The 26335-nt window shown below is 59.2% G+C and carries 20 protein-coding genes and 1 pseudogene; 12 read left to right on the top strand and 9 right to left on the bottom strand.

Features of this window, described 5'->3' with window-relative positions; all coding sequences use genetic code 11:
* Positions 1-101 precede the first annotated feature (101 nt).
* Complete coding sequence (locus OQ273_RS17105) at positions 102-476, bottom strand: hypothetical protein (RefSeq protein ID WP_267991758.1); 375 nt, start codon at positions 474-476, stop codon at positions 102-104.
* Between the two features lie 183 nt (positions 477-659).
* Here OQ273_RS17105 and OQ273_RS17110 point away from each other — a divergent pair, with 183 nt between their 5' ends.
* Both OQ273_RS17110 and OQ273_RS17115 read left to right on the top strand, forming a co-directional pair.
* Positions 660-1010, top strand: a complete 351-nt coding sequence (locus OQ273_RS17110) for a DUF952 domain-containing protein (protein ID WP_425493389.1) — start codon at positions 660-662, stop codon at positions 1008-1010.
* 4 nt (positions 1011-1014) lie between these two features.
* Positions 1015-2109, top strand: a complete 1095-nt coding sequence (locus OQ273_RS17115) for a quinone-dependent dihydroorotate dehydrogenase (protein WP_267993127.1) — start codon at positions 1015-1017, stop codon at positions 2107-2109.
* 33 nt (positions 2110-2142) lie between these two features.
* Here the strand turns inward: OQ273_RS17115 and OQ273_RS17120 are convergent, their stop codons facing one another.
* From OQ273_RS17120 to OQ273_RS17130, 3 genes are all read right to left on the bottom strand, one after another.
* The gene (locus tag OQ273_RS17120) at positions 2143-2415 is read right to left on the bottom strand and encodes an acyl carrier protein (RefSeq protein ID WP_267991760.1); all 273 of its coding nucleotides are present in this window, start codon (positions 2413-2415) and stop codon (positions 2143-2145) included.
* A 255-nt stretch (positions 2416-2670) separates the two neighbouring features.
* Positions 2671-4014 (bottom strand): MATE family efflux transporter, encoded by a 1344-nt coding sequence (locus OQ273_RS17125; protein ID WP_267991761.1) that lies wholly within the window; start codon positions 4012-4014, stop codon positions 2671-2673.
* An 80-nt stretch (positions 4015-4094) separates the two neighbouring features.
* Positions 4095-4361, bottom strand: coding sequence for a DUF6460 domain-containing protein (locus OQ273_RS17130; protein ID WP_267991762.1), 267 nt, complete (start codon positions 4359-4361; stop codon positions 4095-4097).
* Between the two features lie 119 nt (positions 4362-4480).
* On the opposite strand from OQ273_RS17130, the gene OQ273_RS17135 reads away from it, so the two are divergent.
* Together OQ273_RS17135 and pdeM are read left to right on the top strand one after the other, a co-directional pair.
* Complete coding sequence (locus tag OQ273_RS17135) at positions 4481-7033, top strand: ligase-associated DNA damage response DEXH box helicase (protein ID WP_267991763.1); 2553 nt, start codon at positions 4481-4483, stop codon at positions 7031-7033.
* 24 nt (positions 7034-7057) lie between these two features.
* The gene (gene pdeM, locus OQ273_RS17140; RefSeq protein ID WP_425493390.1) at positions 7058-7786 is read left to right on the top strand and encodes a ligase-associated DNA damage response endonuclease PdeM; all 729 of its coding nucleotides are present in this window, start codon (positions 7058-7060) and stop codon (positions 7784-7786) included.
* A gap of 58 nt (positions 7787-7844) precedes the next feature.
* Here the strand turns inward: pdeM and OQ273_RS17145 are convergent.
* Positions 7845-8000: pseudogene (locus OQ273_RS17145) on the bottom strand (IS5/IS1182 family transposase); the annotation flags it as partial.
* Between the two features lie 195 nt (positions 8001-8195).
* Here OQ273_RS17145 and OQ273_RS17150 point away from each other — a divergent pair.
* Positions 8196-9437 carry an amidase family protein gene (locus OQ273_RS17150; protein WP_267991764.1) on the top strand — a complete coding sequence of 414 codons (1242 nt, stop codon included), beginning with the start codon at positions 8196-8198 and terminating at the stop codon, positions 9435-9437.
* A 130-nt stretch (positions 9438-9567) separates the two neighbouring features.
* Here OQ273_RS17150 and OQ273_RS17155 read toward each other — a convergent pair whose 3' ends face one another.
* The 3 genes from OQ273_RS17155 to OQ273_RS17165 form a co-directional block, all read right to left on the bottom strand.
* Entirely contained in the window at positions 9568-10353 is a 786-nt protein-coding gene (locus tag OQ273_RS17155) for a TIGR02186 family protein (protein WP_267991765.1), read from the bottom strand.
* Positions 10353-11279, bottom strand: coding sequence for a sulfite exporter TauE/SafE family protein (locus OQ273_RS17160; protein WP_267991766.1), 927 nt, complete (start codon positions 11277-11279; stop codon positions 10353-10355). Before OQ273_RS17160 ends, OQ273_RS17155 begins: the two co-directional genes overlap by 1 nt.
* Before the next feature lie 239 nt (positions 11280-11518).
* Positions 11519-15337: a peptidoglycan-binding protein gene (locus OQ273_RS17165; protein ID WP_267991767.1), complete on the bottom strand. Its 3819-nt coding sequence runs from the start codon at positions 15335-15337 to the stop codon at positions 11519-11521.
* 417 nt (positions 15338-15754) lie between these two features.
* On the opposite strand from OQ273_RS17165, the gene OQ273_RS17170 reads away from it, so the two are divergent.
* The 7 genes from OQ273_RS17170 (at position 15755) to OQ273_RS17200 (ending at position 24479) form a co-directional block, all read left to right on the top strand.
* Positions 15755-17551: an acyl-CoA dehydrogenase C-terminal domain-containing protein gene (locus OQ273_RS17170; RefSeq protein WP_267991768.1), complete on the top strand. Its 1797-nt coding sequence runs from the start codon at positions 15755-15757 to the stop codon at positions 17549-17551.
* An 87-nt stretch (positions 17552-17638) separates the two neighbouring features.
* A complete protein-coding gene (locus OQ273_RS17175; protein WP_267991769.1) occupies positions 17639-18811 on the top strand; it encodes an acyl-CoA dehydrogenase family protein in 1173 nt (390 codons plus the stop codon).
* A gap of 13 nt (positions 18812-18824) precedes the next feature.
* Complete coding sequence (locus OQ273_RS17180; protein WP_267991770.1) at positions 18825-20033, top strand: acetyl-CoA C-acetyltransferase; 1209 nt, start codon at positions 18825-18827, stop codon at positions 20031-20033.
* 17 nt (positions 20034-20050) lie between these two features.
* Positions 20051-22264 carry an FAD-dependent oxidoreductase gene (locus tag OQ273_RS17185; protein WP_267991772.1) on the top strand — a complete coding sequence of 738 codons (2214 nt, stop codon included), beginning with the start codon at positions 20051-20053 and terminating at the stop codon, positions 22262-22264.
* 135 nt (positions 22265-22399) lie between these two features.
* Entirely contained in the window at positions 22400-23014 is a 615-nt protein-coding gene (locus OQ273_RS17190) for a 2-hydroxychromene-2-carboxylate isomerase (protein ID WP_267991774.1), read from the top strand.
* Positions 23015-23079: 65 nt separating this feature from the next.
* On the top strand, positions 23080-23709 hold the full coding sequence (locus tag OQ273_RS17195) for a helix-turn-helix transcriptional regulator (RefSeq protein WP_267993129.1): 630 nt from the start codon (positions 23080-23082) through the stop codon (positions 23707-23709).
* Positions 23706-24479, top strand: a complete 774-nt coding sequence (locus OQ273_RS17200; RefSeq protein ID WP_267991776.1) for a thermonuclease family protein — start codon at positions 23706-23708, stop codon at positions 24477-24479. Before OQ273_RS17195 ends, OQ273_RS17200 begins: the two co-directional genes overlap by 4 nt.
* On the opposite strand, the gene OQ273_RS17205 is transcribed toward OQ273_RS17200, so the two are convergent.
* Positions 24439-26103, bottom strand: coding sequence for a lysine--tRNA ligase (locus OQ273_RS17205; protein WP_267991778.1), 1665 nt, complete (start codon positions 26101-26103; stop codon positions 24439-24441). The genes OQ273_RS17200 and OQ273_RS17205 overlap by 41 nt on opposite strands.
* Between the last annotated feature and the right edge of the window lie 232 nt (positions 26104-26335).

Consider the following 26335-nt stretch of genomic DNA (forward strand, 5'->3'; position numbering starts at 1 on the left):
CTGTTGTGCATGTCGCACGGATTGCATCCCTACACTGTTTTGTTTGAACCGCCAATCAACAATCCTTTACAAGTGATCGCATCAGTAAGGCCTCTTTTGGCTCACGTCCTGTCCGGAATTGCTTCATCTTCATCTAATTCTTTGTTTTTACTATCAAAATCTTCGATTATACCCAGAAAGCGGCGCATCATTTTTTCCATCATACCAAATGTTTTGTCGATCTCCTCGTCTGTGGGGAAGCTCTCACTGAGACCGGGCGTATCATTTTCAAGCGCCTTTTCCAACGCAGCGATTCGCTCCTCAAGCAGGTCAATTTCCTTTTCCAGCGCCATTCGTTCATCCGCCGCCATACGGCAGACGATCTGCCCGTCGGCCTCGGAACAGGCGGACATTTCACCGGTGAACGTATCGAGGCGGACAAAGCCGTCATCGCCCGGCAACATGACAAAGCGGTTCTCCTGGGCGCCGGCGGGCATGCACATCAACCCGATGGCAAGACCTGCCGCTCCAAGCCGTGCACCTTTAAAAAACCAGTTCATTTGGGCCTGCCCCCGGGTGTTAATTCGACATCCACAGTGTAGTTAAGCGAGGAAGGTGCCGAAAATACGGTATATCGCGATCGGACGACCGTTACCCCGCCATATTGCATGGAGAATGATGTGACGACTGAAACAACCATTTACAAGATCGTGCCGCGAGAATTGTGGCGGCCGGCGCGGGACAAGGGGCGCTTCGATGGCGCAGCGGTCGACGTCGAAGACGGCTTCATCCACTTTTCCACGGCGCAGCAGGTAGCACAGACAGCGGCCCTGCATTTTGGCGGCCAGGACGATCTTCTTTTGGTCGCCGTCGATGGAGCCGCGCTCGGCGATGCGCTCAAATACGAGCCGTCACGCGGCGGTGATCTGTTTCCGCATCTTTACGGCCCTCTGAACATGGAGGCTGTTGCCTGGGAAAAGGACATGCCGCTTGGCCCGGACGGCATTCATATCCTGCCCGGGCTCGAGTGAGCAGATGGAGGCTCTTTACCCCCTTCTTCGCCATGCCCTGTTCCGGCTGGAACCGGAGGCGGCGCACCGTCTGTCCATCAAGGCCTTGAAGTCAGGCCTCATGCCGCGCCCGCCGCTTGTGCGTGATCCACGCCTTTCCGTGACCAAAGCAGGCCTGCACTTCAACAATCCTGTCGGCATCGCCGCCGGCTTCGACAAGAACGGCGAAGTGCCGGCAGCGGTTCTGCGGCTGGGTTTCGGCTTCACCGAGATCGGCTCCGTGACGCCCCGGCCACAGACCGGCAACCCCAAACCAAGGATCTTCCGGCTTCATTCGGATCGTGCCGTCATCAACAGGCTCGGCTTCAACAATGAGGGCCACTCGGCGGTGCTGCAACGGCTCATGGCACTCGGTAAAGGCCGGGCCGGGCCGATCGGCGTCAATGTCGGGGCGAACAAGAATTCGGAAGACCGCATTTCCGATTATGCGCTCGGAATCGATGTTTTCTATCAGGTCGCCGACTATTTCACCGTCAACATCTCCTCGCCCAACACACCGGGTTTGAGGGATTTGCAGGCGCGTGACAGCCTTACGGCGCTGTTGGCGGCGGTCAAAAAAGCCCGCGACGATCGCCATCGGGAGGCCGATCCCTACAAGCCGATCTTCCTGAAGATTGCGCCGGACCTGAACGAGGGCGACCTGGAAGATATTGCCGAGCTCTCTCATTCTCACACGCTGGACGGGCTTATGGTTTCGAACACGACACTTGCGCGCGAGGGGCTGAGTGCCTCGCGCCATGCCGGCGAGTCCGGCGGGGTTTCCGGGCGGCCATTGTTCGAGCGCTCGACAATAGTTCTTGCCAAGCTGCGGCGTCTTGTCGGTCCATCCATGACGCTCGTGGGCCTCGGCGGTGTAGACAGCGCGGAAACAGCGGCGGAGAAAATGCGGGCCGGCGCTGACCTTGTACAGCTCTATACCGGCCTCATCTATGAGGGTCCAGGCATCATATCGTCAATCCTGAGCGGTCTTGTGGATGTGATGGACAGGACGGGGGCAGCGTCAGTCAACGAACTGCGCGATCTGCATCTCAACGAATGGGCGGGAAAGTCACTGAACTGATATACCGCAAGACCGGCGGAATGACGGTTCACGTCAGTGAAGGGTTGCTGCCGGCCGGTCAAGCATGCGGGCCACTTCCGCGACCGAACTGGTGCTCTTCAGTTTACGGATATCGAGCTCGGTGCCTGTCCGCTCTTCGATAACCATCAGCAGTGTAAGATGAACGATACTGTCCCAATCGGGAAGTTGCGCAAGCTCACAATGACAATCCACGCGCTCTACCGGCATGAGCAGGATATCTGCCACCATCTGCCGAACCGCGCTGACGCTGTCATCCAGGTGCGTGTGTGCTGTGTTGTTCCTCATCAAGCCCACCTTATAGCGCCAAAACCTATAAAAAATATGTACGGCAATAAATTTTTAACAGTTTTTGCAACTCCCCAGTAAAAATTGACGGGAGCCTTTTTCCGCATATTTTATACAACATATTGAATATCAATGCTTAATTCCGCGAATTATATCGCATTAACCAAAAAAACAACGATCACAATTTGCAATTAATTCATTGCATCCAAGCCCGTCTTGAGTCTCGAATTCGCGCCGGCATGCCCATTGCGGCGTTCAAAATGCCCTCTCGACGCGTTTACCGAGGATCAGGTAAAGCGTGATGCCGCGTGCGCCGAGAAAGGCCAGAAGCGCAATCCACAACCCGTGATTTCCAAGCATCGGAACCAGCAGCCACACAAGAAATCCAAACAGTGCAAGCGATGCCAGCATCATGTTGCGCATGTCATTCGACCAGGTCGCTCCGATGAAAACGCCGTCCATCTGAAAGGCCAGGACGCCGACCACCGCCGTCAACGCGGCCCAGACGATAAACAGGCGCGATTCGGCGCGAACATCTTCAGACACGGTGAGGATATCAACGACCATTCCACCGAATATCAGAAAAAAAACTGTTGTTACCGACGCGAGAGCAAAACCCCATAGAAGTGTCAGCCGGACCGCACGATCGAAAGCCGGACGGTAGTTCGCACCGATGGCCCGGCCGGCCAATTGTTCCGCTGCTGTTGCAAACCCGTCGAGATAGTATCCGGCGACAAGGAAGAAATTCATCAAAATCGCATTGGCTGCCAGCGTCACGGGACCGAACTGTGCACCTTGCCGCACGAACAGGGCAAATGCTGCAAGCAGAGCAAAGGAGCGGATCATGATATCGCGGTTGAGCGACATCAGGCGGGATATGGACGGCCGGTCCAGGACGCGCCGCCAGCTTGGCCGGACCGAACGGTCAAAACGGGCGACGACGAAGGTAAAACCGACGAGCGCCCCGACGGTTTCGCCGATAACGGTGGCCCAGGCGACCCCGGCAATACCCCACTCCAGCATCAACCCGAGATAGATTGACAGGACAATATTGATACCGTTGATGAGCGTTTGCAGCAGCAGTCCTGCAACCGCTTCACCGCGCCCCAGAACGAAACCGAGGATGGCATAGTTCGCCAACCCCATCGGAGCGGACACCATGCGCACGGAGACATAGAGCTGCGTTGCGGCGCGCACGTCTTCTCCAGGCGCCATCGCCCACAGACCGAATACGATAATCAGGGGCGACAAAAGCAGGATCATAGCGCCCGATACGATACCGATGATCAAGGAGCGCCAGAAGACGGCCTGCTCTTCCGTGCCGTCGCCACGGCCAAAAGCCTGCGCCACGAGCCCCGTGGTGGCGGCGCGCAGAAAATTGAACGTCGTGAAAACCAGGTCGAAAATGATCGCGCCAACCGCCAGACCGCCGATCAAGGCCGGCTGTCCGAGCTGACCGACAACGGCGGTATCGACGAGACCCAGCAAAGGTGTCGTCAGATAGGCGAGCGTCATGGGAACCGCGATGGACAGCACAAGCCGGTGGCTTACGGAAAATGGCCGTTGAGCCGGCCCGGCCTGTTCCGGTTCTCGTGTCATTTAATGTGTCCAAACCAGTTCAGCCGGCACGGCAGCGAAGAGACGATCCGTCCATGGGGGAATCTAAAACGTATGACGCGCTAACGCCGGTAACTCATGATGCGGATGATCAGGAAGACGGGCACCACCACAACCGCACCGAGGACGAGATAATCGCCGAAACGTCCAAGGGCGGCAAATCCGAGTTCCCAAAGATTGCGGATAAAATCAACAATCGCACGCACGACATCCATCGGATACCAGTTGAATGCGGCCATTACCGCACCGACGATAAAGGACAAGACGATCAGTTTTATGAGCGTTCGGCCCGGCGTGTCTCCGAGGAACCGGTTGAGATTTCCGGACATGCGGCGTTACTCCGATTGGTATTGCGTCATAGGTAATCGCGAATCATCCAGGGTTCAACAGCCGGGGTCGGAGCCATAAGACCGTTTTTCAGCGATCCTTATTGGTCTAACCTTTCCATGTGCATGATGATTCTGAAAAGAAAACCGATAAGACGGGCACTGTGTTGCCCGAGCCGTTCAGCGGCTGGTTCGCCTCGCGCGGCTGGAACCCACGTCGCCATCAGCTCGATCTTGTGGACAATGCCGAAGCCGGCCATTCGTCGCTCCTGATTGCACCCACGGGCGCCGGCAAGACCCTTGCCGGGTTCCTGCCGTCGCTGATCGACATCTCGCTCAGAGAGGCCAAAAGGCAGCCCGGCGCGGCACGCGCATCGGCCCGGCGCGGCATCCACACGCTTTACGTTTCGCCTCTGAAGGCGCTGGCCGTCGATATCGAGCGCAACCTCGCAGCTCCTGTCGGTGAGATGGACTTGCCGGTTCGTATCGAGACCCGCACGGGCGACACGCCGCAATCAAAGCGACAACGGCAAAAACTCAACCCGCCCGATATTCTGCTGACGACACCGGAGCAGATTGCGCTATTGACCGCCAGCCGGGAAGCCGATCTGCTTTTCAACGATCTGCGGTTTGTGATTTTCGACGAGCTGCATTCCCTGGTCACCTCGAAGCGCGGCCACCTGCTGTCGCTCGGGCTTGCCCGGCTACGCCGGCATCAGCCCGCCCTTCAGACGATCGGGCTTTCCGCAACGGTCGCCGATCCGCAAGCCCTGCAGACCTGGCTCATGCCGCAGACCGACCTCAACGCAGCGACGCTTTCAAAGCGCATTGTCGTCAAGGGCGGTGCAAAACCGCATATCACCATTCTTGAGACTGAAGAACGCGTTCCCTGGTCCGGCCATTCGGCCCGCTATGCGATGGACGACGTCTACCAGACCATCAAAGAGCACCGCACCACGCTGCTGTTCGTCAACACGCGCAGCCAGGCCGAACTGCTGTTTCAGGAATTATGGCGCATCAACGAGGAGCATCTGCCGATCGCCTTGCACCATGGCTCACTCGATGCCAGCCAGCGCCGCAAGGTTGAGGCGGCCATGTCCGATAACCGGCTGAGGGCGGTGGTCGCCACATCGACACTCGATCTCGGTATCGACTGGGGCGACGTCGATCTGGTCGTTCATATCGGCGCGCCAAAAGGGGCAAGCCGGCTGGCGCAGCGAATCGGCCGCTCCAATCACCGCATGGACGAGCCAAGCCGCGCCATTCTGGTACCGGCGAACCGTTTCGAGGTCATGGAATGCCGCGCGGCGCTGGATGCGAATTATCTCGGCGCGCAGGACACGCCGCCAATCGGCGACGGGACGCTCGACGTGCTTGCGCAGCACATTTTGGGCATGGCCTGCGCCGAACCCTTCCGGGCAGATGAACTCTACCGCGAGGTGACAAGCGCTGCCCCTTACAGCAGGCTTGAGCGCGAACAGTTCGATCGGGTCGTCGATTTTGTCGCAACCGGCGGCTACGCGCTCAAGACCTATGATCGGTATGCGCGGATAAAGCTGACCAGGGACGGGACCTGGCGCGTCAGCCATCCACGCATCGCGCAACAATACCGCCTCAATATCGGCACGATCATCGAGATGCCGGAACTGAAAATCCGCCTGACGCGGCACAAAGGCCGGGGCGCCAATGTGCGCGGCGGACCGGTGCTCGGAAAAATCGAGGAGTATTTTGTCGAGATGCTGTCACCCGGCGATACGTTCCTTTTCGCCGGCAAGGTTCTTCGCTTCGAGGGCATTCGCGAAAATGAGTGCATCGTGTCGAAGGGCGGGACAGGCAACCCGAAAATCCCTGCCTATGCGGGCGGCAAGTTTCCGCTATCCACCTATCTTGCCGACCAGGTGCGTACCATGCTCGCCGAGCCCGACAGATGGAAAAACCTTCCCGCACAGGTTCGCGAATGGCTTGAAATCCAAAAGGAAAAATCAATTCTGCCCAAGCGTGGCGAACTGCTCATCGAGACCTATCCGAATGCCGACCGGTTCTACATGACGATGTATCCGTTCGAGGGCCGGCTGGCGCACCAGACGCTCGGCATGCTTTTGACCCGGCGGCTTGAACGGGCGCGGGCGCGCCCGCTCGGCTTCGTTGCGACCGACTACGCCATGTCCATCTGGGGCCTGCGCGACATGGGGCTGATGATCGAGCGGGGCGAACTCTCGCTCGATACGCTTTTCGACGAGGACATGCTGGGCGACGATCTGGAAACCTGGCTCGATGAATCCTTCATGCTCAAAAGGACCTTCCGCTATTGCGCCCTGATTGCCGGGCTGATCGAGCGCCGCCATCCGGGCCAGGAAAAGACCGGACGGCAGATCACCGTGTCGTCCGATCTGATCTACGATGTTCTTCGCAGCCACGAACCGGACCATATCCTCCTGCAGGCAACACGAGCCGACGCGGCGAGCGGGCTACTGGATATTCGGCGGCTAGCGGATATGCTGTCGCGAATCAAAGGCCGAATCATACTCAGTCGCCTGAACCAGATTTCACCGCTCGCCGTTCCGGTCATGCTGGAAATCGGCAAGGAACCGGTGGTGGGAGAGGCGCAGGACGACATTCTGGCCGAAGCGGCGGACGGGATCATTGCCGAGGCCATGGGCCGGAGCGATGCGTGACGGTCTGAGGAGACGGTACGGGGAATGAACAGGGCAAACACCGCACAGGCTTTGGTCGCCGACCATATGATCAGCACAGCCGAAATCGTCATCAACGATACGCTTGCCGTGTGCGATCCGCTCGGCTCGCTCTATCTGCCGGACAGCGATACGCTGGTGGTCTCCGACCTGCATCTGGAAACGGGCGCCGCCTATGCGCGCCGCGGCATGATGCTTCCGCCCTATGATACCGCGCTGACGCTTACCCTTTTGACCAGTGTTATCGAGCGCTACAGGCCGGCGCGCGTGGTGAGCCTCGGTGACAGTTTTCACGATCGCCGCGGGGCAAGCGCCCTGCCCGAGGCCAGCCAGTTACAGATCCGGGCGCTGATGGCGGGGCGCGAATGGTTCTGGATCGCCGGCAATCACGACCCGGACCATCCGGACGGTCTTGCGGGCGACTGTGTGCAGGAGCTTTATCTCGACGGGCTGTGTTTCCGTCACGAGCCGCTGGAGAACGAGGATGCGACCGGCGAGATCGCCGGACACCTGCACCCGGCGGCGCGTGTCGTCCGGCGCGGCAAGGGCGTTCGCAGGCCCTGTTTCGCAACCGACGGCCAACGCCTCATCATGCCGGCCTTCGGCGTGACCACTGGCGGTCTGAATATTCGAAACGCGGCCTTTGACGGCCTGTTCGACCTTCAAAGCCTGACCGCCCATCTTTTGGGACGCGAACGGATCTATTCCGTGCCGTTCGGCCGGCTCATCGGATAGGCTATTTAAGGTAGATGGCCAGGGTTTGGCTCATAACCAAACAACACTGTTGCCGCGAACGCGATGGGATGCAGGGTTCGATGTGCCTTTCTTTCAATTCTTCGCGGAACCAGTCGGCGTCGTAGCCTCGATCCGCGAGCATCCAATCCTCAGCGGTTAGCGGGGCCAACAGCGCCCTCGCACCGATGTAGTCGCTGACGTTCCCCCGAATCATGACACCGCCATGAATGGAAGCGCCCATCGTAACGTCCGCTGATGACCGCGAACCGGTTGTTCGTCAAAACCTCCAAACGTCTCCTTGGAGCCCATTTCGACGGGTTCCTACCGTGCGACAAATGGCGGCTTTGGGTACCCAGTTGCACAGGTTTAATTGTAGCGATCAATATCAGATCGTATTTCCCGGGGGAACATGAGCCTTCTTCGAAAGTCAGTAAATTCCATGCCAGATCATTCCAATCTTGACCCATCTGGCTCCTTGGTCGAGCAATTTTTGCTTGAACCAATTGCATCTGGTCCTCTCGATGGTCTTAGCTTCACGGTGAAGGACAATATCGATATAGCGAGTCGAAAGACTTCCTATGGCAATCCGACCTGGCGAGATCGACACCCTGCTCCGCAGTACAACGCCCTTTGTGTTGACCAGCTTCTAGCTGCCGGTGGACATTGTGTGGGCAAGGTTGTTGCTGATGAGTTTACGTACAGCCTTGATGGAGAAAGCCAGTATTTTGGCACGCCTCGCAATGCAAAGGCACCCAATCGGATCCCTGGCGGATCATCAAGTGGGTCTGTTGCTTCAGTTGCGAACGGCGTATCCGATTTTTCAATTGGAACCGATTCAGGTGGCTCGATCCGCGTCCCGGCCAGCCTTTGCGGGGTTTGGGGGATGCGCCCATCGTTGCACCGGATATCTGAGGCTGGAGTGCTGCCCTTTATGCCCAGTGTCAGTACGGTTGGTGTTATTGCTTCCAGCCACGAGCAACTGAATTCAGTTGTCCGCGTCTTGTTGCGCAGCAATGCGCGTCCTGCCGCGCCATTGAAGCGCATCCTTGTGCTATCGGATGCAATGGAAACTGCCGATGATCCGGTGCGTGCAGCCGCGGAAGTTGCGCTAAATGAAATTTCCCACCGCACCGGAGTTGATCTGCAAACGGTCAGTTTCGCGCAGATCGTAGGGGATGACACCCCTCTAAGTGACTGCAATGAAAATGCTTTACGTGTCTTGCAGTCATTGGAATTTCAAAACACAGTGGGAAGTTGGATTGAGAACAACGCGCCGGAAATCGGCACTTCCTTTTCAATGGCATATGAAAACGTGCGTCATTTGGATCGACACGAAGCGATAAATTGTCTTGATCTTTGTGAGCGTTTTTTTGAGGCTATCCAGGCGGTGATGATCTCCGGAACCGTGATCTGCTTCCCAACTACTCCTGTAATTGCTCCCCTCAAAAACACTCTTAATTCAATGGAGGCGGTATTGGATTTTTATGGGAGGACAATGACTATCACGGCTTTTTCCGGCGTTGGCAGATTGCCGGAGATTTCAGCACCGCTTCTCACAGTGGACGGATGCCCGGTTGGCCTTTCATTTGCTGCCGGGCACTATCAAGATGAATTTCTGCTAAGCGCAGTAAAGAAAATGCTAGGTTCGTAAAGCGAGCATAAGAGAAGAAACGGCTAAGGCTCACCCTGTCCGCATCTCGGTCATTGGCCAATTTTTTGGCCAATGTCTGCTATTGTAACAAGCGGTCGTCTTCATTTCTGCCCGTTTATAGGTCCAGAGCCTAGTCCTTGCGGAAAATCACACTGCCCAGCCAGCCGGTTATCATGGCAAGGGCCACGGCCAAAAGGCCGTAGATGAAGGAATGGTTCTGCGCCAGTTCGAAAATGAACTGCTCAAGACCGGTCTTGACGACGCGCATGCGCAGTTGCCGTTCCATCATGAATTCATTGTTCTTGAACAGGAAGGCGCGCAGCTTGTGCTCCCCGACGGGAATGTTGGCCGGCAGGCGGATTGTTGCGCGAAACAGGCTGGAGGAGACAAATTCCACCCCGACCGGCTCGCTTTGATAAAGCCCGTCCTCGACCCGCAGACGCAGGAGCGCTTCCTTGAACTCGGGCACCCGCGTCGCATCCCCCACATTGCCCGAGGGCGTCAGGTGGATGTGCTCAATGCCGATCGTCTGCCCGCTCAACTCGATCTGCTTGGCGATCCGGTTGATCGGCAAGGTGCTTGAGATCGAATAGGAGGCGGGAGCCGGCTCGAAATTCATCGAATAGCGGTTGATCCAGATGCCGAAGACCCGGTCCTTCTTGCGGACAACGGTTTCCCTCGCCGGCCCTTCCAAAGCAACGATGATGTCATAACGCCCAAGCTGAAGCAGCAGATCGTCGGCATTGTCGAGGGCACCGAAGACCGTCAGGTCGGCGCCGGCAAAGTCGGAGGTGATGGCGATCTCGTTGGTCGAGATGCCGATTTCAAGCTGCTCGTCATCCGCGCGCGTTGCCTGACTGCCCATGACAGCCAGAAACAGGAGCGCCCGGAGCGCGATGCCGATCTTGCCCACCATCACAGACCATCCTTGATGATCGAGACCGAATAAAGCTCGTCGGGCTGGATGACGAGGTCGAGCGCCAACCGCACGCCGACCGCAAGGACCAGCAGCGCCAGGAGCGCGCGCAACTGTTCACCGCGAAGCTTCTGCCCGACACGCACGCCGTATTGCGCGCCGATGACTCCGGCAACCATCAAAAGTCCGGCCAGGAACACGTCGACGGACTGGTTCGTCGTCGCCTGCACGATGGTGGTAAAGGCGGTCACGAAGATGATCTGAAACAGCGAGGTTCCGATCACCACATTGGTGGGAATGCGCAGAAGATAAATCATGGCCGGAACCATGATAAAACCGCCGCCGACACCCATGATGGACGTCAGCACGCCGATGCCGAAGCCGAGCACGATGACCGGAATGACGCTCAGATAAATCTTTGAGCGCTTGAAGCGCATCTTGAACGGCAAGCGGTGCACCCAGTTGTGCTGACCGGGTTTGCGCAGAGAAACCGGCTGGTTCGCCGCCGCCCGGCGCAACGAGTTGATGCTCTCGATCAGCATAAGGCTGCCGATAATCCCGAGAAACGTGACGTAAAACAGCGAAATGATCAGATCCAGCTGACCCAAACTTCGCAACAGTGTGAAGAGGTAAATGCCGACCGACGCGCCGAACAGGCCGCCGATCAGGAGCATCGTTCCCAGTTTGACATCAAGCGTTCCGCGCCGGAAATGCGAAAGGGCGCCGGAGAAAGAAGACGCGACAACCTGGTTGGCACCCGTCGCAACGGCAACGGCCGGCGGGATATTGTAGAATATCAGCAGCGGCGTGATGAGGAAGCCGCCGCCGACACCGAACATGCCCGAGAGAAACCCGACCGCAGCGCCCATTCCGAGAATGATAAAAGCGTTTACGGATAGTTCCGCTATGGGCAGATAAATGCTCATGTCAGGCCGAAGTGGCGCATCCCGATTTGTTAGAACGGGTGCGATGCGCACCCTATCCTGTCATGCGCTTTAAGTTTACCCAAGTCAATTGCCGCGCTTGGGACCAGAAGCGCCTGTTTTTTATGGCCAGATTCAGCCGTCTCGTCGTCTCAATGAACCCTAAAACGAACAGACCGCCCGGTCCAGTGGACGGGCGGTCGCTTTGTCATTTTGGTTAAGACCGGAAGGCCGGATTTGCCCTAGTTGTTTCTGGCGATCAGCTCCTTGACCAGCGCATCATTGACTTCGCCGGTGGGCTCAAGCCCGACCGATTCCTGAAAGGCCTTGATGGCACTGACCGTGCGGTCGCCCATGATGCCGTCAACTCCCCCGGTATCGAAACCGTTCTTTGTCAGGATCGCCTGAATGTTCTTGACCGCCTTGGTCATATCCACAGAAGCCGTGCGGGTTTCAGAGCCACGCCATTCCGGTGGGATGACAACAACATTTGCGGCTTCAACCAGCGGCGCGGCTTTCCAGAGTTCAACCTTCGCCCGCGCGCTTTCAAGTTGCTCGGGCCGCAGAGCTTTGGCGACCTCATCACGCTTGTTGGCCGCATCCTTGTCACCGGATTTTGCTGCGATGGCGAACCATTTATAGGTTTCTTCCAGATCCTGCGAAACGCCGGTGCCGCGCGCGTGGAGGATCGCCAGATTGAACTGGCTGTCCTTGACGCCGAGATCCGCGGCCTTGGTGAACCATTGACCGGCGGCGGCGTAATCCGGTTCGCCATTGTGGCCGATTGCGCTCAGGACGGCGAGATTGTGCATTGCGCTTGCGTTGCCCTGCTCAGCGGCCTTGTTGTACCAGTCGGTCGCGATATCGAGATCGCGTTCAACGCCTGTGCCCTTTTCGTAGAAATTGGCGAGGCGGTATTGAGCGGGCGCAAAACCGCGGTCCGCGGAGAGCTTGTACCACCTGGCCGCTTCGCCAAGATCGGTCGGAACACCCCTGCCCTCGGTATAGCGGGCGCCGATCTCGAAGAGAGCCAGTGAATCGCCGTCCGCCGCAGCTTCCCTGAGAGCCAACGGCCCGACGGATTCGGAAGGCAGGGCAATCGGCTCCAGACTTGGTGCCGGATCAACTGCCGCAATCTGCGTTGTGTCGGAATCTACCGAAGCAACCTGCTCGAGAGAGGGTGCGGGAGCCGAAGACTGAAAGCTAGAGGTTGGCTGAACCTCGTTGTCGGCCGACATGGTCTGCGCCGTCGACATCAATGCATCGTTGCCCAAAGCGGGAACGGGATTGGGATCGATTTCCTCGACACTCTCCTTATTGATCACCTCGACCTTGGGGAGATCAGGTGCCACGGCAACAACCGGTTCGGTCACCGGTTCGGTTACCGGCTCGACCACGGCGGGTTTCTCAACCGCCGCGTTTTGGACATTCCTTTCGCCGCCGCCGCCAATAAATCCGGAGAGCAGCGGATAAGAGATCACGGCCAGAAGCACTGCTCCGGCAGCAATCAGCAATGGTTTGCGTACAAGACTGCCGCTCCGCTTGCCGGACTTGCGTTTTGTTCCTGCAAGGTCCGCCTCACCCTCCAGATCGGCCGCTTCACTTGCCGCCGCGCGAGCCGCGCGCCGGGCGGCTGCGATGAAATCCGCCTTGTCGCTTTTTCCGTGTTCGGATTCAGCCGAATAGGTTCCTTCCTGGCCGGCAAGGGTCTGCGCTTCACGGACCTTTGCCATGATGCGTTTGATGTCCGGCGCACCGGAGCCGGGTTCCAGCGGCGTATTGGCGGTTTCAGGATCGATCCCGCCTTCCGGCTCCATCTCGATCACCGGCTCCACGGCATCGCCGTCCCGGTCGTCTTCGCCAGGCTGGAAATTCTCCTGTGGGAGATCACCGACCGGATCGATAGACGGTGCCGGATCAATCTGCTGCAGCTCGTGATTGAGGCGGTCCGCTGCGGTATTTGCGCTGGAGCCGAGCTTCATGCGATCCTTCAGGCCTGAGAGCAGCGACCTGCTGCGGCGGCTTTCCGGCTCACCGGGCAGCAAATCGTCAGCATTTTCAAGTGCCGGCTCATCACGCTCCGACGGAGTGTGGATATCGTCCCGCACCGGGTCGCGGTCGACTGGCGGATAGACAGCAGACGCGGTTTGCAAGGGTGGCGCCGGCGTCCGCTCCTGGTCGCCGAAGCGGTCATCCATGGCGAAGTTCACTGGTCCGGAAGCGGGCGAAACATGATGCTGCGCGGATTCTTCCAGCCTCTCAAGGCGGCTGGCGATCTTGAGAAGCGTGTCGTGAACGGCATCTATGGTCCGGCTGCTGCGCTCCTCGCTGCGACGGCTTAGATCTTCCAGCGAGCGCAGGTCGCTGACAAGCGATTCAATGGCCGCCATATCGGCAGCTGGTGCACCGCGATGCTGGAAATTGGCAACGGCGGTCTCGGCGGCCTGGCGCGCCGCCTCGATCACCATATCCTCGTCTTTTGCGCGACTGACGGACAAATGATCTTCGATGGCTGCGAGCCTCGGCTCCAGCACCGCGGCGGTTTCGCCGTCCGTGTCAGGGTTGTTCAGGATCTGCGAAAGGCCCGAAACCTGGTCCTCCAGATTGCGGATGGCATCATCGCTGACATAGTTGGGCGACTGGCTTTCATCGAGCCGTGCTGCAAGATCCGCGAGACGCATCTCGATGGGCGTAAAGTCTACCACCGGCTCGCGCCCGACACTGTGCTCAACCCGGTTGGCAAGCTCTTCCATCCGGCTGTAGAGCATATCCTGATTGCCGTTTGTCGCCGTCAGGTCCGAATTGATATTGTCGATGCGCAATGTCAGATCGCTCAGGTGAGAAGCAAGCTGCGCATTGACGCCCTCGACGTCGATCGCATCGACCTTGCGCGACAGTTCATCAAGCTGTGCAATGAGGTGCGGATCCGTATTGGAAAACTGCTGAACCAGGGTATGGGTCAGGTTGTCCAGCCGTTCGGCAACGGCGGAAATGGCCTCCTCGTGAGCGAGTTCTTCAACCCGCCGTGTCAAAGCCTCCATACGCTCCGACATTTCATTATGGGCCTGGCTGGTCCGACCGATCTGCGTCTGGTTGGACTGGCCGATCTCACCGATACGCTCGACAAGCGCATCCATACGGCTTTCAAGCCGCTCAACGATCTCCTGATCGACACTGTTGGCCTGTGCCGACTGGGTGGCGACGATGGCGCGGCTGATCTCGTCCAGTCTTTCGTCAAGCAGGGCGAACTGGCGGGCAACTTCCGGATCCGCGGCAGCGGGCTGGCGCGCCATCACGTCAATGGCGTTGACCAGCATCTTGATCTTGTCCTCAAGCGCATGCAGCGGCAGCGCTGACGGCAACTGGCCGATGGAGGATTTGATGTCGTCCAGGCGATAGGACAGGGTGATCAGCTCCTCACGGACCGCCGCCGGATCGAGATCGGAGATGCGTTCTTCAAACCCTTCCCAGCGATTTTCGAGCCGGCGCATGCTGTCCTCGCGCGCCATCTCGTTGATCATGGTGCGCAGTTCGTCGAGCTCGTGGTGCAGCACTTGGGCGTTCTGATCGGGCCTGGCGTTCTCGAATGCCGCAATCTGGTCGGCGAGCCGCGCCAGATCCTCGCGCACCTCGCCGGGCATTGCCGATGAGCCGGTGATGGTTTTGATTTCATCGACGTCGCGGCGCATGTCGTTGCGCAGGGAGACCAATGCGTCAGCGATCTCCCTCATGGCATTGCCGGTTTCGCGGGACGCGGCATTCGTTGCAGCCTGCTGCCTGCCGCTGTCATAATGACCGGATGGCTCGCGTTGCGGCATGGGCTGACGCACGGGTTGCCGCAATCTTTCCGACTGAAGCTGCTGCCTTTCAGTCTGGCGCTGCTGCCAGCTGTCCCTTTCCGGGGCCTGCTGAGGCGTTTCCTGCCTGCGGTTATGGTGCCGGTTGCGATGGTTCAGCGCTTCAATGCGCGCCTCAAGATCGGCGATTGACTGGTTCAATACGTCGACAGAGGAATTTTGCCGGGCGTCATGCCAGTTTTTCGGAGGTCTCGATCTGTTCATCTTTTTGTCCGCATCGAATTAAGCACGGTTGTCCCCTTCCATGGCCACATGCGGGCTTGCCAGGGTCGCTGGGACCGGAAGACCCGATGTAAATGGCAATCCGTCATGAACGAAAAACAAGGGAATCGGGATTAACCGCCGTCACCCGCACCTTCTAGAAACGTGGTAAACAACCCGTTAACCCGGGTCAGATTTTTGCAATTTATTTACCTTCGTAAATCGACCGGCGAAGCGAGCCTTGTTCGACAACCCACACCCCTATCACTTTGAAAGCGCCTGCTGTCAGTGTCACGAGGCTGCTTAAATCCTGTGTCAAAAAGGCTTGATCGGAAAAATTTTGACGTTTACGCAAACGTCAATTAATTGTATAGGACGTCAACCACCCTCCAGACCCTTCGGATCAAACGAGAGAGCCCCATGCCAAGCTATCAGGCCCCCGTTCAAGACACGCTGTTCATTCTCAACGATGTGCTCGGTTACGAGCGCTACAACAACCTGCCGGGATTTTCGGATGCCACCCCGGATGTGGTCGAGGCCATTCTGCTGGAAGGCTCGAAATTCGCGCAGGAGATCCTGCTGCCGCTCAACCAGGTCGGCGATCAGGAAGGCTGCGTGCGCCATGACGACGGCTCGGTAAGGACCCCGAAAGGCTTCAAGGACGCATTCGACCAGTATCGCGCCGGCGGCTGGATGGGCCTTTCGGCCGATCCGGAATATGGCGGCCAGGGTCTTCCGCTCGTCCTGCACACGGCAATCGGCGAATATCTGTCCTCGGCGAATATGGCGCTGATGATGTATCCGGGGCTGACCCAGGGCGCGATTGCCGCGATCACCGAACATGGCAACGACGAGCAAAAGGCCAAATGGCTGCCCAAGATGATTGAGGGCTCGTGGACAGGCACGATGAACCTGACCGAGCCGCATTGCGGAACGGATCTCGGCCTCTTGCGGACAAAGGCCGTCCCCCAGGACGACGGCAGCTACAAGATCAGCGGTCAGAAAATATTCATATCGGCCGGCGAACACGACATGTCGGACAATATTATCCACCTGGTGCTTGCCCGTATCGAGGGCGCGCCGGAAGGTGTCAAAGGCATTTCTCTGTTCATCGTTCCGAAACTCAAGGTCGACGATGAGGGCAATGTCACGGACCCGAACGGCGTTTCCTGCGGGTCGCTTGAAGAGAAGATGGGCATTCACGGCAACGCCACATGCGTGATGAACTATGACGAGGCGACCGGCTATCTCATCGGCAAGGAGCACAAGGGCCTTGCCGCCATGTTCGTGATGATGAACGAAGCGCGGCTCGGTGTCGGTCTCCAGGGGCTGTGCCAGTCCGAGATCGCCAGTCAGAACGCCGGCGATTATGCACGCGAACGCATTCAGGGCCGTGCGTTGACCGGCGCCAAGGAGCCGGAAAAGAAAGCTGACCCGATCATCGTTCATCCGGATGTCCGGCGCACGCTGATGACCAACAAGGCCTTTAACGAGGCAAGCCGGGCACTTGCCCTTTGGACGGCGCTGCGCTCGGACCTCAAACACCGCTCCGACGCCGAAGAGGACAGACAGGCCGCCGACGATATGCTCGGCCTGATGACGCCGATCCTCAAAGGTGTGCTGACTGATCGCGGTTTCGACAATGCGGTTGCCGCGCAGCAGATGTTTGGCGGCCATGGCTATATTGAAGAATGGGGGATGAGCCAGTATGTGCGCGACGCGCGTATCGCCATGATCTATGAGGGCGCAAACGGCATCCAGGCACTTGACCTGGTGGGCCGCAAGCTCGGCGCAAATAACGGACGCGCGGTCATGGCTTATTTCAAGGAAGTCGGCGACTTCTGCGAGGAGCACCGCAACGACGAGAAGATGGCTCCCGTCACCAAAGCATTGAAGAAAGGCCTCAATGACCTGCAGGCATCGACCATGTGGTTCATGCAGAACGGCATGTCCAATCCCGACAATGCCGGCGCCGGCTCGACCGACTATATGCACCTCTTCGGCCTTGTGGCGCTCGGCTATATGTGGGCGCAGATGACCAAGGTCGCACAGGACAAACTTGCCGAAGGCGCCGGCGACGATAAGGCCTATCTTGAAAACAAGCTGATCACATCGCGTTTCTTCTTTGAGCGCATGCTGCCCGAAACCGCGCTGCGCCGCCAGCGTGTCGAAGCAGGGGCCGAAGCGGTCATGGCGCTTGATGCCGAGGCATTTTAAACCCTGAGGGCTTGTGACCCTGCAGGCCCGCCCCACATTTAAGTCATGAGAGGTCCGGCGCTGCCGGTCCTTTCCGGAGGATATTTGATGAACACCCCGCCCGCACAGATCCTGGAGGTTCCGACACCTGAGTGGATGAGTAATGATCTCTCCATGCTGCAGGACATGGCGGGCCGGTTCATGAATAGCGAGATCGCGCCTGAATATGAGCGCTACGAACGGGAAGAGATCGTCGACCGGGAGGCATGGGAAAAGGCCGGAGCGGCCGGTCTCCTTTGCGCGTCCATGCCGGAAGAATATGGCGGTGCCGGCGGCACCTATGCCCATGAAGCCGTCATCACCGAGGCAATCGGCCATAGCGGCGTCGACGGCTTCGGCATCGCCCTGCACAACGCCATTGTCGCGCCATACATTCTTCACCACGGATCGGAAGAGCAGAAACAGCGCTGGTTGCCGCGCCTGGCGAGCGGCGAACTGATCGGCGCCATCGCCATGACGGAACCGGGCGCAGGCTCGGACCTTCAAGGCATCAAGACAACGGCGAAGAAGGACGGAAACCACTACGTCATTAACGGGTCGAAGACTTTCATCACCAACGGTCAAAACGCCAATCTGATCATTGTGGTCACAAAGACGGACCCCTCCGCCGGAGCCAAAGGAACGTCGCTGATGATTGTCGAGACCGACGAGGTGGACGGTTTCGAGCGGGGCCGCAACCTCGACAAGATCGGCCTGAAGGCGAACGACACGTCGGAGCTCTTTTTCAACGATGTGCGCATTCCGACCTCAAACCTGATCGGTGCGGAAGAAGGTCAGGGTTTCGTCCAGCTTATGACCGAACTGCCACAGGAGCGCCTGCTGATAGCCAACCAGGCGATTGCAATGATCGAACGCGCCCTGGCGCTGACCATCGACTATGTCCGCGAGCGCAAGGCGTTCGGCAAATCCGTGCTGGACTTTCAGAACACGCAATTCAAGCTCGCCGAGCTGAAATCGGAAGCCACAATGGCGCGGGTTTTTGTCAATCACTGTGTCGAACAGCACCTTTCCGGCGCGCTCACGCCGACCACCGCCTCGATGGCGAAATACCTGCTGACCGATCTGCAATGCAGGGTCATGGACGAATGCCTGCAACTGCATGGCGGTTATGGCTACATGAACGAATACCCCATCGCCCGCATGTTCCGCGACGCACGCGTTCAGCGGATCTATGGCGGCACCAATGAAATCATGAAACTGCTCATCGCACGGAGCCTTTAAGGAGACCACGACCATGGCTGACACCTTTATCTACGATCATGTGCGCACCCCGCGGGGACGCGGAAAAAAGGACGGCAGCCTGCATGAGGTTCCGTCCGCGCGTCTCGGCGCGAAAGTGCTTGAGGCCATCCGCGACCGCAACGAACTCGACACCTCGACAGTTGACGACGTCATTTTCGGCTGCGTCGATCCGGTTATGGAGGCCGGCGGCGACATTGCCCGCGCGTCAATCTTCGAGGCAGGCTATGCAACGCAAGCGCCGGGCATGCAGATCAACCGGTTCTGCGCATCGGGCCTTGATGCGGTCAATATGGGCGCGGCGAAGATCGGCCAGGGTGCCGACGACATCGTGATCACCGGCGGCGTTGAATCCATGTCGCGCATCGGCATCGGCATGTCGGGGGGCGCCTGGTTCATGGACCCTTCGGTCAACCTGCCCTCCTATTTCATGCCGCAAGGCGTGTCGGCCGACCTGATCGCCACCAAATACGGCTTTTCCCGCGACGATGTGGACGCCTATTCGGTCGAGAGCCAGAAGCGCGCCGCCCATGCCTGGGAGAAGGGATATTTCAAGAACTCGGTCGTTCCGGTGAAAGATCAGAACGGCCTGATGATCCTTGACCATGACGAGCATATGCGCCCCGAAACGGACATGCAGAGCCTTGCCTCTCTCAATGCTTCGTTTGAGATCATGGGTGAAATGGGCGGTTTCGATGCGGTGGCCGTTCAGGCGCATCCCGATGTCGAGATGGTCAAGCATGTCCATCACGCCGGCAACTCGTCCGGTATCGTCGACGGTGCCGCAGCGGTTCTGATGGGATCGGCCGAGGGCGGCAAGAAGATGGGGCTTAAGCCACGCGCCAAAATCCGCGCCTTCACCAATATCGGCTCTGATCCGGCCCTGATGCTGACCGGTCCGGTTGACGTGACGCAAAAATTGTTCGAGCGGGCCGGCATGACACCCAACGATATCGACCTTTTCGAACTCAATGAGGCATTCGCGTCGGTGGTGCTGCGGTACATGCAGGCACTCGACATTCCGCACGACAAGATCAACGTCAACGGCGGGGCCATCGCCATGGGCCACCCGCTCGGCGCGACCGGTGCGATGATCCTCGGAACGGTTCTTGACGAACTGGAGCGCCGGGACCTCAACACAGCGCTCGTGACACTGTGCATCGGCGCGGGCATGGGCACCGCCACCATCATAGAGCGCGTTTAAGGACGGGGACTGACCAGATGAGCTACACGAACTTCACACTCGAAACCGATTCTGACGGCATCGCCCTCGTCACATGGGACATGACCGACAAGACCATGAATGTGTTTACCCTCGAGGTGCTTGAGGAACTGGACGCTATTGTCGACAAGGTGACCAATGACGAAGCCATCAAGGGCGCGGTCATCACGTCCGGCAAATCGACTTTCTCTGGCGGCGCTGACCTGACGATCATGGCCTCGATCTTCGAGCGCATCCATGAGGAAAGGAAAAAGAACCCCGAGGGCGTCGCGCAGATACTGTTTGACCAGATCGGCCAGATGACAAGTCTCTTCCGCAAGCTTGAGACCTGCGGCAAGCCGTGGGTGTCGGCAATCAACGGCGTGTGCATGGGCGGCGCATTTGAAATGTCGCTTGCGTGCCATGGCCGTGTCGCCGCCGATGCCGGTCACGTCAAGATGGCGCTTCCGGAAGTCAAGGTGGGTATCTTCCCGGGTGCGGGCGGGACCCAGCGCGTGCCGCGCCTGACCAATCAGCAGGACGCGCTGATGATGATGACCACCGGTCAAAATCTCAGCCCGAAGCGGGCCAAGGCTCTTGGCCTCGTCCACGACATCGTCGAGCCGGATCAGCTTATCGAAACGGCCAAGCAGATGATCCGCGACGGGCTGAAACCGGTCCAGCCATGGGATGAAAAGGGGTTCAAACTGCCGGGCGGCCAAATCTGGAGCCCGCAGGGCGCGCAGCTGTGGCCAGCCGTTTCGGCCAATCTGCGCAAGCAGAGCTACGCCAATTATCCGGCGGCAATCGCCATCATCAAATGCGTCTATGAAGGATTGCAGGTGCCGTTCGACACCGGCCTGCGCATCGAGCAACGCTACTTCACGGAGATTCTGCAGACGCCGGAAGCCTATGCGATGGTGCGCTCGCTGTTCGTGTCGCTGCAGGAGCTCAACAAGGGTGCGCGGCGGCCGGCCGGTATCGAGAAAACCAAGTTCTCCAAGATCGGCGTGATCGGTGCCGGGTTCATGGGTGCAGGCATTGCGTTCGTGACCGCCAAGGCCGGCATTCCGGTTGTCCTTATCGACCGCGACCAGGAGGCTGCAGACAAGGGCAAGGCCCATTCCGAAGGTCTTGTCGCCGCAGCGATGAAGAAAAAGCGTATGAGCCAGGAGGACGCCGACAAGCTGCTTTCTCTGATCACGCCCAGCACGGACTATTCCGATCTTGAGGGTGCAGAGCTGGTGATCGAGGCCGTTTTCGAGGATCGCGGGATCAAGAAGACCGTCACCGAGGCAACGGAAGCCGTTCTGGCCCCGGGCTCAGTGTTTGCGTCGAATACCTCCACACTGCCGATCACGGGTCTTGCCGAAAACTCCAAGCGGCCCGACGATTTTGTCGGCATCCACTTCTTCTCGCCGGTCGACAAGATGATGCTCGTGGAGATCATTCTTGGAGAAAAGACCGGCGACAGGGCACTCGCCGTTGCGCTCGACTATGTCCAGGCGATCAAGAAGACACCGATCGTCGTCAACGACACGCGCGGCTTCTACGTCAATCGCTGCGTCATGCGGTACATGAACGAGGCCTACAGCATGCTGGTCGAAGGCATTCCGCCGGCGATGATCGAGAACATCGCCAAGATGGCCGGCATGCCGGTCGGACCGCTGGCGCTCAATGACGAGGTGGCCATCGATCTGACACAGAAGATCCACCGCGCCACCATCGCAGATCTCGGCGACAAGGCCGTCGACCCACGCCATGTCCAGCTCATAGACACGATGGTCGATACGCATGGGCGGACCGGACGCAAGAGTGGAAAAGGCTTTTACGACTACCCGGCGAAACCGGCCAAGAAGCATCTTTGGCCGGGCCTGAAAGACCTTTACCCGCAGCAGGATCCTGACAATGTCAGCGTGGACGAGATAAGGAACCGCTTCCTCGTCACCGTCGCGCTCGAAGCCGCTCGGACCGTGGAGGAAGGCATCGTGACCGACCCGCGCGAGGCAGATATCGGATCGATCCTCGGCTTCGGCTTTGCGCCCTATACCGGTGGCGCACTGTCTTATATCGATGAGATCGGCGCAAAGGACTTCGTAGAGATGTGCGATGATCTGGCATCGCGCCATGGCGAGCATTTCAAACCGACGCCGCTGCTGAAGGATATGGCCACCAAGGGCGACAGTTTCTACAGCCGTTTCGGACAGGGCGCGGGCATCGGACAAGCAGCCTGACCGGATCAACATGCACTTTAAAGCGGGCCCTTGCGGCCCGCTTTTTTCTGTCCTGCCTCTTTTCCGGGACTGGCCGGATGCTAGTTGAAAATTCAGCGGCACAATGAGCGCCAAGCTCATTTGGGAGGAATTCGCATGGCAGTGGTCGACTACTATTTTTATGGAGCATCGCCGTTCACCTATCTGGGGCATGGCGCCCTCATGCGGGCCGCTGAGCGCCAGGGCGCCGAGATTGTCTTCAAGCCGGTGAACCTGATGACGATATGGGCTGTCTCCGGCGCGGTGCCGCCGGCACAGCGCCCCCCGGTGCGCCAGCGGTACCGGCTGGTCGAGTTGCAGCGGATCGCCGAATACAGGGGCCTGCCCATCAACACCAAGCCAAAGTTCTGGCCAACCGATACGTCGCTTGCCGATCAGGCGGTGATCGCCCTCGTCGAGGCGGGCGAGAACCCTGCCGATTACATGCAGAAGGTCTTTGCCGGCGTTTGGGCCGATGAACGCGAGCTGTCCGACCGGGCCGTTGTCGCAAGCATGCTTTCCGATTGCGGTTTTGACGCCGACGCGATCCTTGAGCGCGCGGCCTCGGACGATATTGCCGCGATCCGGGACCGCAATTCCGAAGACGCGGTGGCGGCCGATGCAGTTGGCGTACCGGCCTATGTGCTCAACGGAGAGGTGTTCTGGGGACAGGATCGTATCGACCTTCTGGAGCATGCGCTGAAGACCGGCCGCGCGCCATACACCCCCTAGCGCTTCAAATTCCGCCGCGGCTGGTTTAAAAAGTCCGGCAGGAACAGCCGGATTGGGGCCGGATGATGCTCTCGCACAAGCAGATTTGGTCTGCCATCGACACGCTTGCCGAACATAACGGCATGTCCGTCTCGGCGCTGGCGCGCCGCGCGGGGCTGGACCCGACGTCTTTCAATCGCTCGAAAAGGCTGAGTTCCGACGGGCGGCAGCGCTGGCCATCGACAGAATCCATATCGCGCATTCTGGAAGCGACGGGCTGCACCATCAGCGATTTTGCCAATCTTGCGGGAACCGGCGCGTCCCCGAAACGGCAGGCGGTCCCGCTGCTCGGTTTTGCCCAGGCGGGCGATGGCGGCTATTTCGACGATGGCGGCTTTCCGACCGGCCATGGCTGGGATGTGGTCGACATGCCGGCGACCGCATCGCGTCAGGCCTATGCGCTGCAGGTTCAGGGAGAATCCATGCTGCCCCTTTACCGCAACGGCGATACGCTGATCGTCGACCCGGAGGCGCGGGTGCGTCGGGGCGACCGGGTCGTGGCCCGCACTCGCGACGGCGAGATCATGGCAAAAATCCTGCGCCGCAACGGCCCCGAGTTGGTGGAGCTTGCATCGCTCAATCCGGACCATGCGGACCGGCATTTTACCGTCAGCGAGATTGACTGGATCGCGCGCATTGTGTGGGCAAGCCAATGATGTTTTTGCAACGCTTCAACGCCCTTGCGCGCCCGGCCTCGATCCTGATCGTCGTGCTCATGGCCGCATGGGTGCTCTACCATTTCGCCCCTGATCCATCGGCGCGGCAAGAGCGTCGGGCATCGGGTCCGCTCTGGTCTGGCGACGCGCCGGTCGAAACCGCATCGCCGACCGATGCCATGTCGCCGCGGGCCATCGCGCCGCAACAGTTCGCAACGCCCTTTGCGCAAAACGCCGCAGAGCTCGAGCGCATCGCGCCGCGCGCACCGCTCACCCCCCAGGTCGAGCCGGAGACAGGCCCGCGTCCGACCCTTTTGCACAAGCCCCTGGTGATCGCCGCCGGCGAGATCGTCTTTCCCGAGGGCGGACTTCGCCTCAAGGGCATTATCGTGACCGATCCGGACGAGACCTGCACGAGCCCGGACGGACAGCTGTGGCCCTGCGGGATCATCGCCCGCACGGCGTTCCGCAATTTCATCGGCGGGCGGTCCCTGTCGTGCAATCTGACGGACGACCGATGGAAGGATATTCTCGTCGTCTCCTGCCTTGTCGGCCGGCAGGACCCCGCGGCCTGGCTTGCAAGCAGTGGCTGGGTGCGCACTTTCGTCGGCAGCAAATATGCCGAGCTGGAACAGGCGGCTCAAAAGGAAGGCGCCGGCATTTTCGGGAACGATCCGCGCGGCCTGCCTGCCGTGCCCGACAGCAATGTCGCCGTTTCGCCCGACAGTGTCAGCTCTCCGACAGATCCCCTGCCAGTGCCTTTGCGATGAGCGCCCGCGTTTCGCCGATGCCGTAAAGGGCGACGAAGGAACCGAAACGCGGCCCCCGCTCCTGACCGAGCAGCACCTGATAGATCATCTGGAAGAAGACGACCGAGACGCCGGGCCCGCCATCGGGGCTCTTGCGCTTGGGATCCTGGTAGCGCTCGATGGCGCGGGCGACGTCGAGGATCGAATCCTGGATCGTCCCGCCATCGGCATCTTCCGGCAGGCCTGCGAGCTTTCCGTCGATCCCGGCAAGCGCCTCGCACTCCACCTCATCGGGCGCCCTGAAGACTTTTGTCGGCTTGACGAAATCGTTGAAGTAACGGATCGCATAGCCGACCAGTTCGTCGAGCTTGGGGTGCGACTGCGCCGTGACACCCGGCGCATAGCGCGAGATGAAGCCCCAAAGGACATCGCTGTTTTCGGCGTTCGACGCGCTGACCAGATTGAGCAGCATGGCAAAGGGCACCGGATTGTCGATATCCGGCGGGTTGCCGTCATGCATATGCCAGACCGGATTGCCCAGCCGGTTTTTCCAATCCTGTTTCCGGTAGGCCGCAAGGAAGGTGAAATACTCATCCACGGCCTTCGGAATGACGTCGAAATAAAGCTTCTTGGCCGTTTTCGGCTTCTGGAACATGTAAAGCCCGAGACTTTCCTCGGACGCATAGGTCAGCCATTCATCAATCGTCAGGCCATTGCCCTTCGACTTTGAGATCTTCTGGCCGTTCTCGTCGAGAAACAGCTCGTAGTTGAAGCCTTCCGGAGCCGGCTTGCCGAGCGCGCGGCAGATTTTCGACGAAAGGTTCACACTGTCGATGAGGTCCTTGCCGGCCATCTCATAGTCGACACCGAGCGCAAACCAGCGCAGGGCCCAGTCGGCCTTCCACTGGCACTTGACCCGGCCACCGGTCACGGGCGTTTCAACATGCTCGCCGGTTTCCGGATCGGCATAGGTCACCGTGCCGGTATCGGCATTGCGCGAGACCATCGGCACCTGCAGCACCTTGCCGGTGCGCTGGCATATGGGCAGGAAAGGCGCATAGGTTTCGCGGCGCTCCTCACCCAATGTCGGCAGGATGATCTTCATCACCTCGTCATAGACTTCGAGCATGCGCAGCAACGCCGCGTCGAACCGGCCGCTGGTGTAGACGTCGGTGGAGGAAACGAACTTGTAGTCGAAACCGAACCGGTCCAGAAAGGCCCGCAAACGGGCATTGTTGGCCGCACCAAAGGACGGATACTCGTTGGAAAACGGATCGGGTACCCTGGTCAGCGGCATGCCGAGATATTGCGTCAGCATCTCCTGATTGGGCAGGTTGGCCGGCACCTTGCGGAAGCCGTCCATATCGTCGGAAAAACACAGGATCTTGGTCTTGACCGTATCGCGCGTCAGCACGCGAAAGGCATGACGCACCATGGAGGTGCGCGCCACCTCTCCAAAGGTGCCGATATGTGGCAGGCCGGACGGCCCGTAACCCGTTTCGAACAGGACTGTTTCGGGGTAGCCGGACTTCTCGTAACGTTTGACGATCTTCCGGGCCTCTTCGAACGGCCAGGCTTTCGCCTCAGCCGCCGCCGCAATCATATCTTCGTCAAGATCGATCTGGGTCAGGGCCGTGGTGTTCATCGTCTCACTTTCAGGGTCTTCGCGACCGGTTTTTTGATAAATGGATGGCCGTCCCGCGCGGGCGCTGTTTTATTGCAACGGATGGCCTGATTCCGGTGCGCAGCGGTTTCGGTTTGCTGCAGCGCAGCGGAACCTATGCCGACAGCGGCCCAAGGTCAATGAGGCGTTTGGCGCCGCTCGCGCGCACTCACAAATGCGCCAGTCGATTTTTACTTCAAAACAGGCCGCCCGC

The organism is Hoeflea prorocentri, assembly GCF_027944115.1.
Lineage (GTDB): Bacteria > Pseudomonadota > Alphaproteobacteria > Rhizobiales > Rhizobiaceae > Hoeflea_A > Hoeflea_A prorocentri.

Excerpts from the sequence above, each read along its gene's own strand:
- OQ273_RS17105 (WP_267991758.1), bottom strand. The coding sequence starts at position 476 with ATGCCCGCCGGCGCCCAGGAGAACCGCTTTGTCATGTTGCCGGGCGAT.
- OQ273_RS17115 (WP_267993127.1), top strand. The coding sequence starts at position 1,015 with ATGGAGGCTCTTTACCCCCTTCTTCGCCATGCCCTGTTCCGGCTGGAA.
- OQ273_RS17120 (WP_267991760.1), bottom strand. The coding sequence starts at position 2,415 with ATGAGGAACAACACAGCACACACGCACCTGGATGACAGCGTCAGCGCG.
- OQ273_RS17125 (WP_267991761.1), bottom strand. The coding sequence starts at position 4,014 with ATGACACGAGAACCGGAACAGGCCGGGCCGGCTCAACGGCCATTTTCC.
- OQ273_RS17130 (WP_267991762.1), bottom strand. The coding sequence starts at position 4,361 with ATGTCCGGAAATCTCAACCGGTTCCTCGGAGACACGCCGGGCCGAACG.
- pdeM (WP_425493390.1), top strand. The coding sequence starts at position 7,058 with ATGAACAGGGCAAACACCGCACAGGCTTTGGTCGCCGACCATATGATC.
- OQ273_RS17150 (WP_267991764.1), top strand. The coding sequence starts at position 8,196 with ATGAGCCTTCTTCGAAAGTCAGTAAATTCCATGCCAGATCATTCCAAT.
- OQ273_RS17155 (WP_267991765.1), bottom strand. The coding sequence starts at position 10,353 with ATGGTGGGCAAGATCGGCATCGCGCTCCGGGCGCTCCTGTTTCTGGCT.
- OQ273_RS17160 (WP_267991766.1), bottom strand. The coding sequence starts at position 11,279 with ATGAGCATTTATCTGCCCATAGCGGAACTATCCGTAAACGCTTTTATC.
- OQ273_RS17165 (WP_267991767.1), bottom strand. The coding sequence starts at position 15,337 with ATGAACAGATCGAGACCTCCGAAAAACTGGCATGACGCCCGGCAAAAT.
- OQ273_RS17170 (WP_267991768.1), top strand. The coding sequence starts at position 15,755 with ATGCCAAGCTATCAGGCCCCCGTTCAAGACACGCTGTTCATTCTCAAC.
- OQ273_RS17175 (WP_267991769.1), top strand. The coding sequence starts at position 17,639 with ATGAACACCCCGCCCGCACAGATCCTGGAGGTTCCGACACCTGAGTGG.
- OQ273_RS17180 (WP_267991770.1), top strand. The coding sequence starts at position 18,825 with ATGGCTGACACCTTTATCTACGATCATGTGCGCACCCCGCGGGGACGC.
- OQ273_RS17185 (WP_267991772.1), top strand. The coding sequence starts at position 20,051 with ATGAGCTACACGAACTTCACACTCGAAACCGATTCTGACGGCATCGCC.
- OQ273_RS17190 (WP_267991774.1), top strand. The coding sequence starts at position 22,400 with ATGGCAGTGGTCGACTACTATTTTTATGGAGCATCGCCGTTCACCTAT.
- OQ273_RS17195 (WP_267993129.1), top strand. The coding sequence starts at position 23,080 with ATGCTCTCGCACAAGCAGATTTGGTCTGCCATCGACACGCTTGCCGAA.
- OQ273_RS17200 (WP_267991776.1), top strand. The coding sequence starts at position 23,706 with ATGATGTTTTTGCAACGCTTCAACGCCCTTGCGCGCCCGGCCTCGATC.
- OQ273_RS17205 (WP_267991778.1), bottom strand. The coding sequence starts at position 26,103 with ATGAACACCACGGCCCTGACCCAGATCGATCTTGACGAAGATATGATT.